Below are 17875 nucleotides of genomic sequence, written 5' to 3'. Positions count from 1 at the left end.
TGTATAAGATTTTACACGATTGTCATTCTTACGAAGGAAGAATCTCATGTAAAGCTTAGATTCTTCATTTCACTGCGTTACATTCAGAATGAGAGTGTCCTAATAATAAGATAGCAGGATTAATGTGGAATTGTGTATAATTGTCTATATTTAATCTTACACCTCACAAAGCAGAAATCTCCAACAGCTTCTGCTTCATTTTTTCAGGCGTCATCTGTCCTTCCTGATAATACACCAGATTCTGATGCTTATCCAGGAATATCCACAAAGGATAAACAGGTTGGTTTTTATTCTTAGACAAAGCCAGCGCCAACTCATGAATTCCGGAATTTCCATTCTGCAGATATTCAAACTCCTGATTCTGGAAATGAATTTTCTCCTTTGTCTTCTCTGACTCAAAGTTGATAAAATAAAAGTGATCATTGATCATACTCACCAGCTCCTTATCTTTATTCATACGGAAAGACTCAATCTTACACACCGCACACCAATCTGTATAAAGATGGATCACAACCGGTTTAGGATTTTCTTTCTGCTGAACCTCAAGATCAGAAAAAGTGCCTGTCTTCATCTGAGACAGATAAAAACAGGGCACTAACATTAAAAATAAAGCTATTTTTTTCACTTTAAAGTATATTTTACACCTAAGAAACCTCTGATTCCCTGCATCGGGGCATAACCGTATGCCGTATCAAAAGTATAATGATTAGGGTTGTTTATAGGATCATCAACATATTTATCAAACGGGTCAAATGGTCTCATCAAAGGATCTTTAGGTCTGAAATTGAATAAATTTTTCATCCCGCAATACACTTCAAATCCGGATTTGAAACTCTTGGACACCTGAATATTGGCCAGAGAATAAAAGGGTGAATATTCAGGGCGGAAATCATTTACTAAGACAGGTAATCGCATTGGACCGTAGAACTGTCCTGTAAAATCGATGGTCAGGTTATTCGCAAATTTATACGTCAGGTTATAAGTTCCACTCCATTTTGGTGCATGCAGCTGCTGTGTTTTTTGATTTTCATTATCAAATTTCTGATAGACATCCAGATAAGTAACACCAAGATTGACACTCAAAGGAAACTGAAAACTAAAATCCACACTCAGGGAAGCACCTCTTGAAATTCCGTATCCGTGGAGATTGTCATAAATAATTTTATCCGGATCAGAATCAAAATCTCCTACAATTTTATTACTGAAATAAGTGTAAAATGCAGATGCATCAAGATTCACCATTCTGTTTCCTACGGGAATTTTCCAGATATAATTCAGGTTTCCATTAATAGATCTTTCCGGTTTCAGGTCAGATTTTACCACAACTTCCCTTGAACCTGTCAAAGCTGCGTGATCTTCTGTAAATAAATTAACCACTCTAAAACCTGTTCCAAAATTGAAACGTAAAGTATGATATGGATTGGGATTAAATTTCCATGCAAACCTCGGTGAGTGAACGGAGTGATGTACTTTATCATAATCATATCTGTATCCAATCAGCAAAGTATTTTTATCGTTGATTTCCCACTGATCCTGAATGAAAGCTCCCCAGATAGGAGATTTCATCGGTGCATTGGTGATGCCATCTGCATCGAGTGTTCCCGGAGTATTATCATCGTAAAAAGTTCTTTTGAAGGTAAGTCCGGCCGTGATATCATGTTTCCCGAAGCTCCTGTCCCAATACGTTTGCACAAAGGCTACCTTTTGTGTTGCATTGAATGGGTTTGATCCATAAAACGAATTCTGATCATGATAATTATAAGAAAACTGTGTCACGATATGCTCTTTCATCGGCCATTCGTACAATCCGAAAACCTCTGCTCTGTTGGTATAGATACTTTCTCCATATACTTCGTCACTGCCGCGGAAAGATTTATTCCATTGCATTTCTCCCCCAAAGCGGTCTTCATACAGATACCTCAAAGCAAAACTTGCCTGTCTGTTTTCTTTTCTCTTAAAATTCCACTTGTTAAATACGGAAATTCTACTTTGTAAAGTGGTATCCGTGAAATTATCTTTATTCTGATCTATTCTTTCCTGAAAACTGAAATAATTTAAACTTAATAATGAAGCAGCATTCTTCCCTACGTTGAATTTAGTAGAAAGATCCAGATTATTTTCAAACCAGCTCGATGTCATCAGGTCAATACTTAATTTAGGAGCGGTCAGTGCATTTTTGGTGATAATATTGATAACCCCTCCCATGGCTTCAGAACCGTAGATGGAAGATGCAGGGCCTTTTACTACTTCAATTCGGTCAACCAAACTATTAGGAATTCCACTTAATCCATAGACGGTAGAAAGTGAACTGACAATGGGCATTCCGTCAATCAGAATCATGGTATAAGGCCCTTCCAGTCCGTTGATGTGAATATCTCCCGTATTGCACACAGAACAGTTCAGCTGAGGTTTTACTCCATTAACCATGGCAATGGCCTCAAAAATACTGGGAGTAGGATTTTTCTGGAAAAATTTCTGACTGTAGATCTCTACGGCAACAGGACTTTTGGACCTGCTCATCGGTTTTATGGTACCGGTAACCACTACATCTTCAATGGTACTGGTCTTAAATTCCCTCTTCATAACCCTGGCAGAATCCTGACTTTTAGTCTGCTGCAAGCTCAAACTGTCCGTCTCCTGCGCAAAGCAATAGGTAGATAAAAAAGTAATAGAAAATAATATTCGCTTCATGAAATTAAAATTGTTAGACAAATCTAACAATTATTTTTCAAATACAAAACTTAATCCAGAAAATATAGGTTGAGCCAATTCATGAAAAATGATTAAATTTGAGAAACTACATATGAAAGTAAAATGAGATATCATCAATTGGGAAATATCCCACAAAAAAGGCATACGATCTTTAAGTCTCCGGAAGATAAATTTTACTATGAACAGCTTTTCGGTACAGAAGGCTTCCATGGTATTTCTTCTCTGTTATATCATATCCACCGCCCTACACAAATCAAATCTATCGGTGAGCCGAAAGATGTTACTCCAAAAATCGCTGTGGAAAAAAATGTGGCTCCAAGAATGTTTAAAGGAATGAACGTCACTCCTGAAGATGATTTTATGGACAGCCGAAAGATCCTTTTGATGAACAATGACCTGAAAATGGGACTGGCCAAGCCAAGAAAATCGATGGATTATTTCTACAAAAATGCAGAATGTGATGAGCTTTTGTATGTTCATAACGGAGCCGGAATCTTAAAAACATTTGTGGGAGATCTTGAATTCGAAACCGGAGATTATCTTATTATTCCGAGAGGAACCATTTATCAGGTAGAACTGAAATCTGATGATACAGTCTTTTTTGTACTGGAAAGCCACTCTCCTATTTATACTCCGAAAAGATACAGAAATGAATTCGGACAGCTTTTGGAACATTCGCCATTCTGCGAAAGAGATATCATTGCTCCTACTTACAGAGAACCCATAGACGAAAAAGGAGAATTCCTTATTAAAGTAAAAAAAGAAAACCAGATTACCGACTTCATCTACGCTACTCACCCGTTCGATGTCGTGGGCTGGGATGGCTATTTTTATCCTTATAAATTCAATATTAAAAACTTCGAACCGATTACCGGAAGAATTCACCAACCGCCACCGGTTCACCAGAATTTTGAAGGACACAATTTCGTAGTGTGCTCATTTTGTGCAAGAATGTATGATTATCATCCACAGGCTATTCCTGCTCCGTACAACCACTCTAATATTGATTCTGATGAGGTATTATTCTATACAGAAGGTGATTTCATGAGCCGTAACCACATTGATTTAATGGACTTTACCCTTCATCCTGGCGGAATTGTACACGGACCTCACCCTGGTGCTATGGAAAGAAGTATCGGCAAAAAATTCACGGAAGAATATGCCGTAATGGTAGACCCTTTCCGTCCGTTAAAAATTACAGAGGAAGCTTTAAAAGTAGAAGATCCTTCTTATAAAACTTCATGGTTAGAATAAATCATTAAAAATTATCAAAAAGTATTACTGAATACATACAAAAGACGCTTTAAATCCTTTATTTAAAGCGTCTTTTTTTGTAAATTTGTGAGGTATGGTTAACATATTGACCATCATTATTTTTCATATCGCATCCTAAGTAATGGTGGTTTAAAACAAAATCAATATTACATGTTAGAAAGAATCAGATTAGAAAGTTTACACCAAAAGGTAACCACAGCCGAAAACGCTGTAAAAATCATTAAAGACGGTATGACCATCGGGTCCAGCGGCTTTACAAAGGCAGGTGACAGCAAAGCCATTTTACCGGCATTGGCTGAAAGAGGAAAAACAGAAGACCTTAAGGTCACTTTGATGACCGGAGCTTCACTGGGGCACGGTACCGATGGAAAACTGGCCGAAGCCAATGTTCTGAAAAAAAGAATGCCATTCCAGGTAGACCCTATCTTAAGAAACAAAATTAACAACGGGGAAATTCTCTTCATCGACCAGCATTTAAGTGAAAGTGCCGAGCTTCTTCACACCAAAAATCTCCAAAGCATTGATGTAGCTATTATCGAAGCTGCTTATATTGAAAGAGACGGAAGCATCGTTCCTACTACTTCTGTAGGAAATTCTGTGACTTTTGCGGCTTTGGCTAAAAAGGTTATTATTGAAATCAATACGGAAGTTCCTGAAGAAGTTTATGGAATCCATGATATCTACCAGGCCGAAGATTATCCTTACAGAAATGTTATTCCGATTGTTGCGCCATGGAACAAAATCGGGAGAAAAAGCATTCCTGTAGATCCTGAAAAAATTGAGGCTATCGTATTTACCAACCGTAAAGACAGTCCGGCTGATATTGCAGAACCGGACGAAAAAACTACAGCTATTGCCAAACATCTTCTTGCCTTTTTTGAAAATGAGGTCCTTCTAGGACGCCTTACAGACCGCTTACTTCCTCTGCAGGCAGGTATCGGTAAAGTAGCCAACGCTGTTCTGACAGGGTTCAAAGACAGTAATTTTTATGATCTGACGATGTTTTCCGAAGTGCTTCAGGACAGTACATTTGATCTGATCGATTCCGGTAAGCTAAGTTTTGCTTCGGCATCATCCATTACCGTTTCTCAGGAATGCTATGAAAGAGTATTAGGAAACCTTTCAAAATATAAAGACAAATTCGTTCTAAGACCTCAGAATATTTCAAATACTCCGGGATTGATCAGAAGGTTAGGAGTAATAGCTATCAATACAGCTATTGAATTCGATATTTATGGAAATGTAAACTCTACTCATATCGGAGGAACCAAAATCATGAACGGAATCGGAGGTTCCGGAGACTTCGCGAGAAATGCTTATTTAAGTATTTTCGTAACTCAGGCTGCTTCAAAAGGCAACAATATTTCTCACGTCCTTCCAATGGTTTCTCATACCGACCATACAGAACATGATGTAGATATTCTGGTAACAGATGTTGGTTTGGCTGACTTAAGAGGACTAGCGCCAAGAGAAAGAGCTCAGAAAATCATCGATAATTGTGTTCACCCGGATTATAAAGAAGAACTACAGTCTTACTTCGACAGAGCTTGTGAAAGAGGAGGTCATACCCCTCATTTATTGGAAGAATCTTTCAGCTGGCATTTACGATTTGCAGAAACCGGAAGTATGAAACAGAAAACTGCAGTAGAAACTGCTAATTAAGATTTTCACCAAAATAACAGATAAAACAAAAGGACTGAATGCCAACACATTCAGTCCTTTCTATTTTAAATCAAAGGTGGTTTATTGGTATGATAAAAGTCTGTTCAATATCCTCAAAATATTTATATGAATATAAAATTATAAAGATTATCTTTGAAAGAAGAGCGGTATTTTTTTGAATTATAAAATTATCTTAACACCCTTTTAAAAAGACAAAATATGAATAATTACATCAGTGCAGAAGAAGCAATATATACAATAAAAAGTGGAAACCGTGTCTTTTTTCACGGTAGTGCCTGTACTCCCAATTATCTTATTGATGAACTGGCAAGACAGTCTAATCGTTTGCAAAATGTGGAGATGGTTTCCATTACCCAGCAGGGAAATGTGGAAATCGCAAAACCACAATACAAAGACAGCTTTTTCATTAACTCTTTATTTGTTTCCACACCTGTGCGTGATGCTGTGAATTCTGACCGCGGAGACTTTGTTCCTGTTTTCTTAAGTGAAATTCCTATTTTATTCAGAAAAAATATCCTGCCTCTTGATGTAGTTATTGTTACGGTTTCTCCACCCGACAAACACGGTTTTTGTACGTTGGGAACTTCAGTGGATATTGCGAGAGCCGCTGTAGATACGGCAAAAATCATTGTGGCCATCGTTAATCCAAGAATGCCGAGAACCCATGGAGACGGGATGATCCACATCAGCAGAATCCACAAGCTGGTTTGGCATGAAGAGGAACTCCCAACAGTAGATTATGGTTCCAAAGTAGGTCCTGAAGAAATGCTCGTAGGAAAAAATGTAGCAGAGCTTATTGAAGACAGATCGACCCTTCAGATGGGAATTGGAACCATTCCTGATGCGGTTCTGAAATGCCTTACCAATCACAAGGATCTGGGAATCCACACAGAAATGCTTAGCGACGGTGTTATTGACCTGATTCAAAATGATGTAATCAACAATAAATACAAGGGTTACAACGATAATAAAACCATCACAAGTTTCTGTTTCGGAACCCGGAAACTCTATGATTATGTGGATGATAACACTGTTTTTGCTTTCAGGGATGTAAGCGAGGTTAATTTTCCTATCAATATCATGAGAAACAAAAAGATGGTAGCCATCAATTCTGCCATTGAAATAGACCTTACAGGCCAGGTGTGTGCCGATTCTATCGGAACACTCCAGTACAGCGGAATTGGAGGTCAAATGGATTTTATGCGCGGTGCAGCTTTAAGTGATGAGGGAAAACCTATCATAGCCATTACCGCAAGAACAAAAAAAGGAATTTCCAGAATCGTTCCCTTTCTTAAGCAAGGCGCTGGTGTAGTTACTACAAGAGGGCATATTCACTATGTTGTAACTGAATACGGAACAGCTTATCTGTACGGAAAAAACCTTCGCCAGAGAGCACAGGAACTTATCAGCATTGCCCATCCGGATGACAGAGAAATGCTGGAAAGAGCTGCTTTTGAAAGATTTAAACACTGATAATCAAACCATAAAGTTTTCAAAACTATTTTTGCTATAAAAATTAAAACAAATTTTGAATTTAACATCATAGAATCATATGAAAATATTAATTTTTTGGCAGTATATTTGATAAAATTCATTCAAAAACAAGGAAATTGAAAACTATATATAATTCGATACGAGACGAAGTGGTAAAACATTCCAAGGTGAGGAATTCTGTTTTGGGGAATGTGAATGAATGGAAAAGAAGCCATTATATTATTCTTTCCGAAATTATTAAAGACGAGCTTTCTGAAGCTGAAGAACTGAAAGGAGGAAAAAAATTTGAAATCGGAAATACCATTTCTCATGTTACTCTTCAGCGTTTTTTTGAAAATGATTATCAGGATAAAACCCATAGTGACCTCAGATTTCTTAAAACACTTGATAAAATCTGCATCTTCTTAGGATACAAAGATCTTAATGATTACATCCTTACGATAAGATATAAGAAAGTTGACGACAAAGAAATTGATGACCAGTCGTATCTAACCCAAATGGTTTATGATTATTGTGCATCGGCTTTTGAGTTTTATAAGCTATTCCCCGTTCACAATACCGAACTTTTAAAAGGTCTGGTATTTGAAGATTCTCCTTTTTTAGAAAGGGCTTCACAATTCAGTAAAGAACTGTGTGACAAGGATTTCCATCTGGTAACAAAAAATAACAGATCCAACTACGAGGTATTTGATATCCATGTGGTTACTGATGAACCTGACAAAAAAATTCTGGAATCACAGGAATTCTGGAATCTTCTGTTTAAAGTAGGAGAAACCGGAGAAGAACATTTTGTCAATCAACTGAGTACACAAATTTATTTTATCAAAAAAATAAATAATACCTGGAAAATCTGGGACAATTATAATCCTGATGCAGGAATGCTCAACAGAAAAATTGAAACAACCTAAAATAAGAAAGCCGTAGAGAGTATCTACGGCTTTCATGTTTCGAAATATTTTTTTTTCACTTGTCTTTTGTATAACAAATGTAGGCAGATGATTTTAGACTTATGAAACTTAAATATACTTAAGTAAACTCTTCTTTAACGTTATGTTAAATATATTCAATGAATCCTTGGGAATATTTTCGCCATATCTAAGAATTTTGTAATTTGCATACCAATAAAATAAAAGTAAAAGAGAAAATATGTCAACACTTACATTTGCCGAGAAAATAGCTCAAGCAGAAAATTTCTTACCGATTAACGGTACAGATTATATTGAGTTTTATGTAGGAAATGCAAAACAGGCTGCCCATTATTACAAAACCGCTTTCGGTTTTCAGTCTGTAGCTTATGCGGGTCCTGAAACAGGAGTAAGAGACCGTGCATCTTATGTGCTTCAACAGGGAAAAATCAGATTGGTATTAACAACAGGACTTAAATCTGACTCTCCTATCAGCGAGCACGTAAAAAAACATGGTGACGGAGTAAAAATTTTGGCACTTTGGGTAGATGACGCTTATGCAGCTTTCGAAGAAACAACTAAAAGAGGTGGAAAACCTTATTTAGAGCCTGTAACGTTAACTGATGAGCATGGTGAGGTAAGAATGTCCGGTATCTATACATACGGAGAAACCGTTCACATGTTTGTAGAAAGAAAAAATTATAACGGAGCTTTCATGCCTGGTTATGAAAAGTGGGAAAGTGATTATAAGCCTGAAGAAGCAGGTTTATTATACGTAGACCACTGTGTGGGAAATGTTGACTGGAACAGAATGATCCCAACTGTAGAATGGTATGAAAAAGTAATGGGATTTGTAAACATCCTTTCTTTTGATGACAAGCAGATCAACACAGAATATTCTGCATTGATGTCTAAAGTAATGTCAAACGGAAACGGATATGCTAAATTCCCGATCAACGAGCCTGCAGAAGGTAAAAAGAAATCTCAGGTAGAAGAATATATTGATTTCTATGAAGGTGAAGGAGTTCAGCACATCGCTGTGGCAACAAAGGATATTATCCACACCGTAACTGAATTGAAGAAACGTGGTGTAGAGTTCCTTTCTGCTCCACCGGAAGCTTATTACGACATGGTTCCTGAAAGAGTTGGTCATATTGATGAAGATCTTAAAAAACTTCAGGAGTTAGGTATACTTATTGATCATGATGAAGAAGGATACTTATTACAGATCTTTACGAAGCCTGTAGAAGACCGTCCTACTCTATTCTTCGAAATTATTGAAAGACACGGCGCACAGAGTTTTGGTGCCGGAAACTTCAAGGCATTGTTCGAAGCATTAGAAAGAGAGCAGGAAAGAAGAGGTAATCTTTAATTTTACATTAGAAAATATAAGTTTTGTCAGAATACAGTATTCTGGCAAAACTTTTTTATAAAACACAGTATATGAGAAAACTTTTAATCGGGATTTTTCTTCTGGGAACCTTAGGGCTTAAAGCCCAATATGGAACTTTGAATGAAATCCTTAACCGACTTGAACAAAGAAAAGGCATCAATCAGCATCTTGAAAATGTAAATATTGACAACAAAAAGTTTGTTTTTATTAAAGATGAAGCCGACCATACGGAGAGGGACTTTATTATTATCAAAGGGAATAATGCCACCTATGTAGAAGTTTTCGATGATAAAGCAACTGGAGAAAGCAGTTCCAATGTTTTCACCGGTGATATCATCAGGAAAAAAAATATTATTTCTTTAAGAGCAGACATGCTTGAAAACAAAAAAATCCCAATGCCTGTCACGAAGACTTTATTGCTGACACAACAGGACAATATTCTGTACCTTATTGATGTCAATACCAGAGACAGATGGATTGATGAAGCCTCTTACTCAAAAAAGACCAAATAAATGTTCCGGGGAATTCTCCGGATGATATTGAATCTAACTAAAATCTAAACTTATGAAATCATTTGTAGACTATTCCTCAAATTCGGATTTTTCTATACACAATATTCCTTTCGGAGTCGCAGTTTTTAACAAAGAATATATCGGATGCTGTACAAGAATCGGAGATCAGGTCATTGACCTTGCTACATTGTACGATCTTGGGTATTTTGAAGATATTGAAGGATTAGACGACAATGTTTTTGAAGCGTATACCATCAACGAATTTATCGAGCTGGGTAAACCTGTTACCAACGCTGTTCGTACTAAAATCCAAACCTTATTACAGGAAGGATCAATTTTATCAAAAGATCAGAAAACTATTGAAGAAGCTTTCTATGACCTGGATAAAGTAAAAATGATGATGCCTGTGCACATCCCGAACTACACGGACTTCTACAGCAGCATCGAACATGCTACCAACGTAGGAAAAATGTTCCGTGACCCTGCCAATGCTTTATTACCCAACTGGAAACATTTACCGGTAGGTTACCACGGAAGAGCATCTTCTATCGTAGTATCCGGAACGGAAATCAACCGTCCTAAAGGTCAGATGAAGCCTGCAGATGCAGACAAACCAGTTTTCGGACCATGTAAACAACTGGATTTCGAACTGGAAATGGCCTTTATCATCAATAAAAATACAGAGATGGGAGAAAGTATCTCTACCAAAGATGCAGAAGATGCCATCTTCGGAATGGTTGTTTTCAATGACTGGTCTGCAAGAGATATTCAATCCTGGGAATATGTTCCGCTAGGGCCATTCCTTGCGAAAAACTTCGGTTCATCCATTTCTCCATGGGTGGTTACACTTGAAGCTTTGGAACCATTCAGAACTGCTTCTCCAGTGCAGGATCCTGAGGTTTTAGACTATTTAAAATTTGAAGGTGATAAAAATTACGATATCAACCTTGAAGTATATATCCAGCCTGAAAACGGAGATCAGAATCTGATCTGTGAAAGCAACTACAAACACATGTACTGGAATATGACCCAGCAACTGGCACACCATACCGTAAACGGATGTAATGTGGAAGTAGGTGATCTATATGCCAGCGGTACTATTTCCGGAAGTGATCCAAAGTCTTTCGGTTCTATGCTTGAGCTGACATGGAGAGGACAAAATCCTTTATCATTAAGCAACGGAGAAGAAAGAAAATTCATTGAAGACAATGATACGGTTACCATGAAGGCCTGGGCTGAAAAAGACGGTGTGAGAGTAGGTTTCGGGGAAGTTTCCGGTAAAATCATTCCAGCACTTTAATTTTTATCTAAATTTTAGCTCTGCACAATACTACTATTAAACCTTATAGGTTTTGAAAACCTATAAGGTTTGGTGGATGACATCGCTAGAAATATACTGCTTAACAGTTAGTATTCGAAATGTCATGCTGAGCGGAGTCGAAGCATCTTTTAAAGTAAAAACATGAAAACAGTAATCCCCTCCGAGATAACCTCCGTACAACTACAGACCATTATGCAGACGGCCGTTTCACCACGACCGATTGCACTGGCATCTACTGTAGATAAAGACGGTAATAATAACTTATCTCCTTTCAGTTTTTTTAATATGTTCAGTACGGTTCCTCCGATTTTGATTTTTTCACCATCGAGAAGGGTTCGTGATAATACCACCAAACATACGCTGGAAAATGTTATTGAAGTACCTGAAGTAGTCATCGGAACAGTCAATTTTCCGATTGTACAGCAGATCTCTTTAGCTTCTACAGAATACGAAACCGGAGTGAATGAATTTATCAAATCCGGCCTTACCATGAAAGATGCAGACCTTGTTCAACCTAAGCTTATTGAAGAATGCCCTGTTAACTTTGAATGTAAGGTTTTAGAGGTAAAATCATTGGGTGATCAGGGCGGAGCAGGAAATCTGGTAATCTGTGAAGTTCAGAAAATCCATATCAGAGAAGAATATTTGAATGAAGCAGGAAATCTGGATCAGAAAAAACTGGATATGGTAGCCCGTTTAGGCAGCAACTGGTATTCCAGAAGCAATGAAAACAGTCTTTTTGAAGTACCCAAACCTTTGGTAACAAAAGGAATCGGTTTCGATCTGCTGCCAGATTCTATTAAATACAGTAAAGTCTTTACAGGAAATGACCTTGGAATGCTTGCCAATACGGAAGTATTACCAGCCGGAGACTTTCATGCCGATGAAAACATCCATCTAGATGCCCAGAAATTACTTCTGGAAAGTAAAATTGAAGAAGCCTGGAAGATTTTAATTAAGTAGTCTGAATTATAGATGAAAAAATATATATTCTTCCTTTTTCTCTTAATCACCTTACAGTCATGTTATTATCCTGTAAGAAAAGATTACGGGATTTACAGCAAATCATTGGTATTTTCGAAGGACAAAAAGTGGCTGATTAACAACATCAAAACGGATGTAGATTCGCACCACCGGGAAATGATGAACAAGGAAGCATTTCAACTATTCCAGGATTTAAGCAATGGCAAAGCCTTTGACTTAAAAACGGCAAAAGCAGAAAATATCATTCAGAATAGTATTCCTTTTGATCCGGAAACTGAAGATCTTGAGGTATTGAAAAGAGATTCTGATTTCAATTTCCTGGTAAACATCTACACCATGAAAGTGCGAAACGGTCTAGACAATTCAATGGGAACGCAATATGAATATAAAAAAAATGAAACTTTTGCAACGATGGATGTCTATGATATCAGCACTATGAAGAAAATATATTCTCTCAAAGCATATTCAGAAGTTTCGGTGGAAAAAGATCAAAAGGTGACTATCTTTGATCCTTCAACAGAAATGATGACTATGAAAAACTTTCGAAGTCTTTTAAAGGCAGTAAAAAAGAACGCTGTTAAAACGAACTAAAGATATCTATCGATCATCAATAAAAAAGGAGTGAAAGTTTCACTCCTTTTCTGTTATTTGGATTTAAGCGATTCTGAAACAGTAATTTTTCCTTTTTCAGCAAATTCTGTTGCTTTACCGTTTTTATCAATAGAAATATTCAGGTTGTCATTTTTAGCATCATAGTAAATGCTTGTGGCATATCCCGGACAGTCGTGTTGTTTGCATCCAGTCAGTTTGTAGATTCCATTTTCTGATGCAATAGGACTTTCCACGTTGAAATTCTTTACCATTTCATCATACTGAGCACCGGTAAGTTTTTTCAGTCTTTCTGAAATACCTTTATCTTCAAAGAATTTAATATCATGAGGATATTTACCCACGTTTTTGGTAATAACATTATCCGGAGCAGGAGCAGAAGGAGCTGCAGTTGCCGCTGAATCTGCTTTTGGAGTTGTTACGGAATCCTTAGGCATTACGGTTGCCAAAGTATCACTGCTTACAGAAGATTCGGTTTTTGTTTCTTTTTTACATGAAACAACACATAGTGAAAGCGCAAATGCGCCTGCAATAATTTTTTTCATAAATATATTTTATGGTGGTTACTATATAATAACGTAGTTTTAAATGTTTTATTTCAATTTTTCTTTGATAAAATCAATGCATTTTTCAGTTACAATATGGAGATCTTTTGGTAAATCATTTCCTTCCCATGGTTCTTTTCCCCCGAAAGTATGGTTGGCATTTTCAATCAGAAAAAGCTCAGAATTAGGGTGAAGAATATGAAGATGTTCTGCCTGCTTCACCTCTACCGCTTCATCTTCTGTTCCATGAATAATCAGCATATGAGCTTTAGCCATTTCTGTAGCTCGTTCTACATCAAAACGGTGAATATCCTTTTCATAGTCTTCATAAAACTGATAATAATGAGGCATTTCCTGTTGTGTACGCCCATTTAAAGCATAGTAAACACCATTATTTTTCCAGTTCTCCAAGGCTTCTCCTTTTGGAAAACGATTTAAAGTATCCACACTAGCCAACGTAATCAACCCTTTAATCCTTTCATCTTCAAAAGTTTTAACAATAGAAATTCCTCCTCCTCTGCTGTGCCCGATCAGCACAATCTTTTCATCATCCACATGGGGATCTTTACTAAAGTGATCAATCACTACGCCAAGATCTGAAAGTTCTTTAGAATAATTATTATTTCCAAAAGCTTCAAGATCGCCGAAGTTGAGCGGATCATCGGTTGTTGTCCCGTTATGCGAAAATTTAAACTTGACAAAGAAAAAGCCTGCTTCCACAAACTTTTCAGCCATCAGGTTCCAGGCTCCCCAATCTTTATACCCTTTATATCCGTGAACAAATATGATCAGGGGAAGTTTTTTTTGACTGTCTTTATAAAAAGCATCAGCAAGAAAACCTTTTGTTTCTTTATTTTCTAAGTATATATTCTTTTCTATAATCAAATTCATAAAACAAATGGGTTTTACTTAATATTATTTATATTTATAGGATGAATTCAAACTGAAATTTATGAAAAAAACTCTACTTTTTTTATCTTTAATTACATTTTCTTTCATCCTGAGCCAGACGACCAAAAGGGTATTCTTTATTGGAAACAGTTATACTTATGTTAACAATTTACCTGGTCTTATTCAAAGCATTGCTGCATCTAATGGTGATGTATTCGAACATCACAGCCAGACTCCGGGAGGTGCTACCCTGCAGGATCATGCCAACAATCCGAATGTCACTTCAGATATTAATCAGGGAAACTGGGATTACGTGGTATTACAGGAACAGAGCCAGCTTCCTTCGTTTCCCGATTCACAGGTACAAAATCAGGTGTATCCTTATGCTCTTCAGCTTTCCAATTTAATTAAAACAGCCAATCCTTGTGGAAATGTTATTTTCTATATGACCTGGGGCCGTAAAAATGGTGATGCAACCAACTGTCCAGGACTTCCCACAGTCTGCACATATCAGGGAATGGACACTCAAATTTATAACCGTTACATGGAAATGGCGATGAACAATGAAGGTATTGTCTCTCCTGTAGGTAAAGTCTGGAGAACGATCAGAGAACAAAACCCAGCAATTGAATTGTATGATCAGGATGAATCGCACCCGAGCTACATTGGTTCTATGGCAGCTGCGTATACATTTTATACGATTATATTCAAGAAAGATCCTACCCAGATTCCTTTTAATGGAAATCTTACTCCGGCACAGGCTCAACTGATCAAAGATATTGTGAAAACAGAAGTGTATAACCAGCCTGATAAATGGTATGTAACCAACAATGATATTCACAGCAGATTCACTTATCAGCTTACCGGAGCAGGCACCGTTCAGTTTACGAATGCAACCCAGAATGCAGCTAATTATTCATGGGATTTTGGCGATGGAACGACTTCTACGCTGGAAAATCCGACACACACCTATACTGTGGGAGGAAGTTATCATGTAAAACTTACTACAGATGCCTGCGGAGCAACTACGACCAAAACAAAACTGGTTGTTGTAAGCACATTACATACAGCAGAAACAACTATAGAAAATGGAATTCAAATCTATCCAAATCCTGTTCAAAACCTTATTTACATTGTTTCTAAAAAGAAATTTGAAGTAATTTCCCTTACAGAAGCTTCAGGAAAAATCATTCCTCATCATTTGAATAAAACAGAGACTGGCTACAGTATTTCACTTCAACATTTGACCAGCGGAGTTTATTTCCTGCAATATAAAACAGGAGAAAAGGAATTCACTAAAAAAATTATTAAAAAATAAGCTTATTTTTGCTGCATGCAGAATTTAAGAACTGTAACCGTGATGCGTTACATTCTGCCCCTTAGAGAAGGAGGATCTCTTCCGGCTCTGGCAGAAGCTGATGATGATTTCAAATATGTTTTAAAATTCCGTGGCGCAGGCCATGGGGTAAAAATGCTGATTTCCGAACTGTTGGGCGGGAAAATTACCGAAGCTTTGGGACTTAAAATTCCTGAACTGGTTTTCGTTAATCTTGATGCTGATTTCGGAAGAACGGAAGCCGATGAGGAAATACAGGATCTTCTGAAGTTTTCTGAAGGTCTGAATCTTGGGTTACATTATCTTTCCGGTTCTATTACATATGATCCGGGAGTAAGTGTGGATCCACTTCTGGCTTCAAAAATAGTATGGCTGGATGCATTTATTACCAACATCGACCGTACTTTTAAAAATACCAATATGCTGATGTGGCACAAAGAACTTTGGATCATCGATAATGGTGCTTCGTTCTACTTTCACCACTCATGGCAGAATTTTGATGCAGCGGCCAAAACGCCTTTCAAATATGTGAAAGATCATGTGCTTCTTCCTAAGGCCAAAATGCTTGGTGAAGCGGATAAATTTGCCCATGAAGTTTTGAATGATACTCTTTTCAGAAATATTGTCAATATGATTCCTGAAGACTGGTTACACTGGAATGATGCTGACGAAACGCCAGAAGAAATCCGTGAGATCTATTTTCAGTTTATGAAAACCAGATTAGAATATTCTCAAATCTTTGTAAACGAAGCGAAAAATGCAAGAGGATAAAATATATGAATATGCGGTAATACGCCTGGTACCTAAAGTTGAAAGAGAAGAATTTTTCAATATCGGACTGGTGATGTTTTCCAAGAAGGAAAAATTCATCAGAGTGGAATTCTATTTGTGTCCGGACAAATTTAAACTGATGCACAGCAAACTGGATTACGATGATATCATCCACAATCTTGAAAGCTTTCAAAAAATTGCTAACGGTGAGAAAGATGGCGGTCCTATTGCTTTTCTTGATATTCCGGAACGTTTCCGATGGCTGACAGCGGTAAGAAGTTCTGTAGTCCAGACCTCAAGACCTCATCCGGGAAAATCAAAGGATCTGAATGTTACTTTTGGTAAGCTTTTTGAGGAGTTAGTAAAGTAACACTTTTCTTAAAAATTTATTATGAATTTATCTACAAACAACATATCAATCTACAGGTTTTTCACAAACCTGTTTTTTGTTTTAATTATAGGATTTTCTAATTTATTTTTTTCACAAGAATTACCGTTAAGACCAAACAAAGCTTCTGCTATAAAAAGTACATTACTTCCTGAAATTGCATCAGTTTCCGAATATATCGTCTACAAAACAAACAAAAAGGGGAAACCTCTCGCTCTTGATCTCTATACTCCCAAGAATGCCACCACTGAAAAGCTTCCGGTATTGATCTACGTTCATGGAGGCGGATGGGTAGAAGGTGACAAAGTGGTAAATGCAGATAATTATCTTGAAACGACTGTAAAAAAACTGATAGACAAACAATATGCGGTGATCAGTATTAATTATACGCTTTTAAGTGACAGCATTCATTTTCCTTTGCCTCTGGAAGACACCAAAGATGCCATAAGGTGGGTAAGAAAAAATGCAGAGAAATATCATTTCGACCCCAATAATATCGGGTTATTCGGGGCTTCTGCCGGAGCTCATCTTTCTCTGATGGCAGCCTATACACCAGACAATACTTATCTGGGTAATCCGGAACTTTCCTCTTATTCGGCTAAGGTGAATTATGTGATTGATCACTATGGCCCTGCAGACCTCAACAAACTTTTCCACACCAAATTAGGCACAATCCCGGTAGCACTCATTGGATTAATGTCCAAAAAAATTGTCGGTTTACAGGAAAATCTTGTCAAAGGAATTTCCGGGTTTGATATCAGAAAAAATCAGGACAGTGCTATTGACTATCTTAAAACGATTTCCCCTGCCTATTTTGTTTCCGGAGGAGTTCCAACTTTGATTGTTCAGGGGAATAATGATAAAATTGTCCCTTTAAGCCAGTCTAAAAAGCTTCACAGAAAATTAAACAGAGCTAAAATACAGAACTCATTGATCGTCGTTGATGGCGGAGTCCATGGCTTTGGCACCACTGATAAAGCTTATCTGGATCAAATTACGGATCAGATGGTGGAATTCATTCTTTCACAGAAGAAGTAATATACATACTCTCATCAA

General features: G+C 37.2%; 17 protein-coding genes. 13 read left to right on the top strand and 4 right to left on the bottom strand.

Annotated features, from left to right (window positions below):
• Window positions 1-163 precede the first annotated feature (163 nt).
• Together RHP76_RS20315 and RHP76_RS20310 are read right to left on the bottom strand one after the other, a co-directional pair.
• The gene (locus RHP76_RS20315; RefSeq protein ID WP_228432386.1) at window positions 164-571 is read right to left on the bottom strand and encodes a thioredoxin fold domain-containing protein; all 408 of its coding nucleotides are present in this window, start codon (window positions 569-571) and stop codon (window positions 164-166) included.
• Window positions 572-621: 50 nt separating this feature from the next.
• On the bottom strand, window positions 622-2691 hold the full coding sequence (locus RHP76_RS20310; protein ID WP_311228900.1) for a TonB-dependent receptor plug domain-containing protein: 2070 nt from the start codon (window positions 2689-2691) through the stop codon (window positions 622-624).
• A 123-nt stretch (window positions 2692-2814) separates the two neighbouring features.
• On the opposite strand from RHP76_RS20310, the gene RHP76_RS20305 reads away from it, so the two are divergent.
• From RHP76_RS20305 to RHP76_RS20265, 9 genes are all read left to right on the top strand, one after another.
• The gene (locus RHP76_RS20305; protein WP_062675375.1) at window positions 2815-3966 is read left to right on the top strand and encodes a homogentisate 1,2-dioxygenase; all 1152 of its coding nucleotides are present in this window, start codon (window positions 2815-2817) and stop codon (window positions 3964-3966) included.
• Between the two features lie 171 nt (window positions 3967-4137).
• Window positions 4138-5649, top strand: a complete 1512-nt coding sequence (locus RHP76_RS20300; protein WP_047424366.1) for a succinyl-CoA:acetate CoA-transferase ScpC — start codon at window positions 4138-4140, stop codon at window positions 5647-5649.
• A 219-nt stretch (window positions 5650-5868) separates the two neighbouring features.
• Window positions 5869-7143, top strand: a complete 1275-nt coding sequence (locus RHP76_RS20295) for an acetyl-CoA hydrolase/transferase family protein (protein ID WP_311228899.1) — start codon at window positions 5869-5871, stop codon at window positions 7141-7143.
• Between the two features lie 137 nt (window positions 7144-7280).
• Window positions 7281-8072 (top strand): hypothetical protein, encoded by a 792-nt coding sequence (locus tag RHP76_RS20290; RefSeq protein WP_120233534.1) that lies wholly within the window; start codon window positions 7281-7283, stop codon window positions 8070-8072.
• 238 nt (window positions 8073-8310) lie between these two features.
• On the top strand, window positions 8311-9441 hold the full coding sequence (gene hppD, locus RHP76_RS20285) for a 4-hydroxyphenylpyruvate dioxygenase (protein WP_311228898.1): 1131 nt from the start codon (window positions 8311-8313) through the stop codon (window positions 9439-9441).
• Between the two features lie 71 nt (window positions 9442-9512).
• Entirely contained in the window at window positions 9513-9974 is a 462-nt protein-coding gene (locus tag RHP76_RS20280; RefSeq protein ID WP_114820841.1) for a hypothetical protein, read from the top strand.
• Window positions 9975-10026: 52 nt separating this feature from the next.
• On the top strand, window positions 10027-11274 hold the full coding sequence (gene fahA / locus RHP76_RS20275) for a fumarylacetoacetase (protein WP_120233533.1): 1248 nt from the start codon (window positions 10027-10029) through the stop codon (window positions 11272-11274).
• 162 nt (window positions 11275-11436) lie between these two features.
• On the top strand, window positions 11437-12258 hold the full coding sequence (locus RHP76_RS20270; protein WP_034697429.1) for a flavin reductase family protein: 822 nt from the start codon (window positions 11437-11439) through the stop codon (window positions 12256-12258).
• 12 nt (window positions 12259-12270) lie between these two features.
• Window positions 12271-12870, top strand: coding sequence for a hypothetical protein (locus RHP76_RS20265; RefSeq protein ID WP_120233531.1), 600 nt, complete (start codon window positions 12271-12273; stop codon window positions 12868-12870).
• A 53-nt stretch (window positions 12871-12923) separates the two neighbouring features.
• Here the strand turns inward: RHP76_RS20265 and RHP76_RS20260 are convergent, their stop codons facing one another.
• Window positions 12924-13433, bottom strand: coding sequence for an Ivy family c-type lysozyme inhibitor (locus tag RHP76_RS20260; RefSeq protein ID WP_120233530.1), 510 nt, complete (start codon window positions 13431-13433; stop codon window positions 12924-12926).
• Window positions 13434-13481: 48 nt separating this feature from the next.
• Complete coding sequence (locus tag RHP76_RS20255) at window positions 13482-14324, bottom strand: alpha/beta hydrolase family protein (RefSeq protein WP_311228897.1); 843 nt, start codon at window positions 14322-14324, stop codon at window positions 13482-13484.
• Between the two features lie 61 nt (window positions 14325-14385).
• Between RHP76_RS20255 and RHP76_RS20250 the strand changes: the two genes are divergently transcribed.
• The 4 genes from RHP76_RS20250 to RHP76_RS20235 are packed head-to-tail and all read left to right on the top strand — an operon-like array spanning window position 14386 to window position 17857.
• The gene (locus RHP76_RS20250; RefSeq protein WP_311228896.1) at window positions 14386-15642 is read left to right on the top strand and encodes a T9SS type A sorting domain-containing protein; all 1257 of its coding nucleotides are present in this window, start codon (window positions 14386-14388) and stop codon (window positions 15640-15642) included.
• Between the two features lie 15 nt (window positions 15643-15657).
• Complete coding sequence (locus RHP76_RS20245) at window positions 15658-16431, top strand: HipA family kinase (protein WP_311228895.1); 774 nt, start codon at window positions 15658-15660, stop codon at window positions 16429-16431.
• Window positions 16418-16801 carry a DUF3037 domain-containing protein gene (locus RHP76_RS20240; RefSeq protein WP_062675386.1) on the top strand — a complete coding sequence of 128 codons (384 nt, stop codon included), beginning with the start codon at window positions 16418-16420 and terminating at the stop codon, window positions 16799-16801. The genes RHP76_RS20245 and RHP76_RS20240 overlap by 14 nt, the downstream gene beginning before the upstream one ends.
• A 21-nt stretch (window positions 16802-16822) precedes the next feature.
• Window positions 16823-17857: an alpha/beta hydrolase fold domain-containing protein gene (locus RHP76_RS20235; RefSeq protein ID WP_311228894.1), complete on the top strand. Its 1035-nt coding sequence runs from the start codon at window positions 16823-16825 to the stop codon at window positions 17855-17857.
• Window positions 17858-17875 lie beyond the last annotated feature (18 nt).

The sequence above is a fragment of the Chryseobacterium sp. SG20098 genome (assembly GCF_031844745.1).
In the GTDB taxonomy this organism is placed as follows: domain Bacteria; phylum Bacteroidota; class Bacteroidia; order Flavobacteriales; family Weeksellaceae; genus Chryseobacterium; species Chryseobacterium cucumeris.
Note: the sequence above shows the minus strand (reverse complement) of the source record. Positions and strands in the feature narration are given on the sequence as shown.

What these genes read in the sequence shown, in the direction of transcription:
- RHP76_RS20295 (WP_311228899.1), top strand. Translation starts at nt 5,869, where the DNA reads ATGAATAATTACATCAGTGCAGAAGAAGCAATATATACAATAAAAAGT.
- RHP76_RS20240 (WP_062675386.1), top strand. Translation starts at nt 16,418, where the DNA reads ATGCAAGAGGATAAAATATATGAATATGCGGTAATACGCCTGGTACCT.
- RHP76_RS20255 (WP_311228897.1), bottom strand. Translation starts at nt 14,324, where the DNA reads ATGAATTTGATTATAGAAAAGAATATATACTTAGAAAATAAAGAAACA.
- RHP76_RS20250 (WP_311228896.1), top strand. Translation starts at nt 14,386, where the DNA reads ATGAAAAAAACTCTACTTTTTTTATCTTTAATTACATTTTCTTTCATC.
- RHP76_RS20305 (WP_062675375.1), top strand. Translation starts at nt 2,815, where the DNA reads ATGAGATATCATCAATTGGGAAATATCCCACAAAAAAGGCATACGATC.
- fahA (WP_120233533.1), top strand. Translation starts at nt 10,027, where the DNA reads ATGAAATCATTTGTAGACTATTCCTCAAATTCGGATTTTTCTATACAC.
- RHP76_RS20235 (WP_311228894.1), top strand. Translation starts at nt 16,823, where the DNA reads ATGAATTTATCTACAAACAACATATCAATCTACAGGTTTTTCACAAAC.
- RHP76_RS20315 (WP_228432386.1), bottom strand. Translation starts at nt 571, where the DNA reads ATGAAGACAGGCACTTTTTCTGATCTTGAGGTTCAGCAGAAAGAAAAT.
- RHP76_RS20260 (WP_120233530.1), bottom strand. Translation starts at nt 13,433, where the DNA reads ATGAAAAAAATTATTGCAGGCGCATTTGCGCTTTCACTATGTGTTGTT.
- RHP76_RS20270 (WP_034697429.1), top strand. Translation starts at nt 11,437, where the DNA reads ATGAAAACAGTAATCCCCTCCGAGATAACCTCCGTACAACTACAGACC.
- RHP76_RS20300 (WP_047424366.1), top strand. Translation starts at nt 4,138, where the DNA reads ATGTTAGAAAGAATCAGATTAGAAAGTTTACACCAAAAGGTAACCACA.
- RHP76_RS20280 (WP_114820841.1), top strand. Translation starts at nt 9,513, where the DNA reads ATGAGAAAACTTTTAATCGGGATTTTTCTTCTGGGAACCTTAGGGCTT.
- RHP76_RS20245 (WP_311228895.1), top strand. Translation starts at nt 15,658, where the DNA reads ATGCAGAATTTAAGAACTGTAACCGTGATGCGTTACATTCTGCCCCTT.
- RHP76_RS20310 (WP_311228900.1), bottom strand. Translation starts at nt 2,691, where the DNA reads ATGAAGCGAATATTATTTTCTATTACTTTTTTATCTACCTATTGCTTT.
- hppD (WP_311228898.1), top strand. Translation starts at nt 8,311, where the DNA reads ATGTCAACACTTACATTTGCCGAGAAAATAGCTCAAGCAGAAAATTTC.
- RHP76_RS20265 (WP_120233531.1), top strand. Translation starts at nt 12,271, where the DNA reads ATGAAAAAATATATATTCTTCCTTTTTCTCTTAATCACCTTACAGTCA.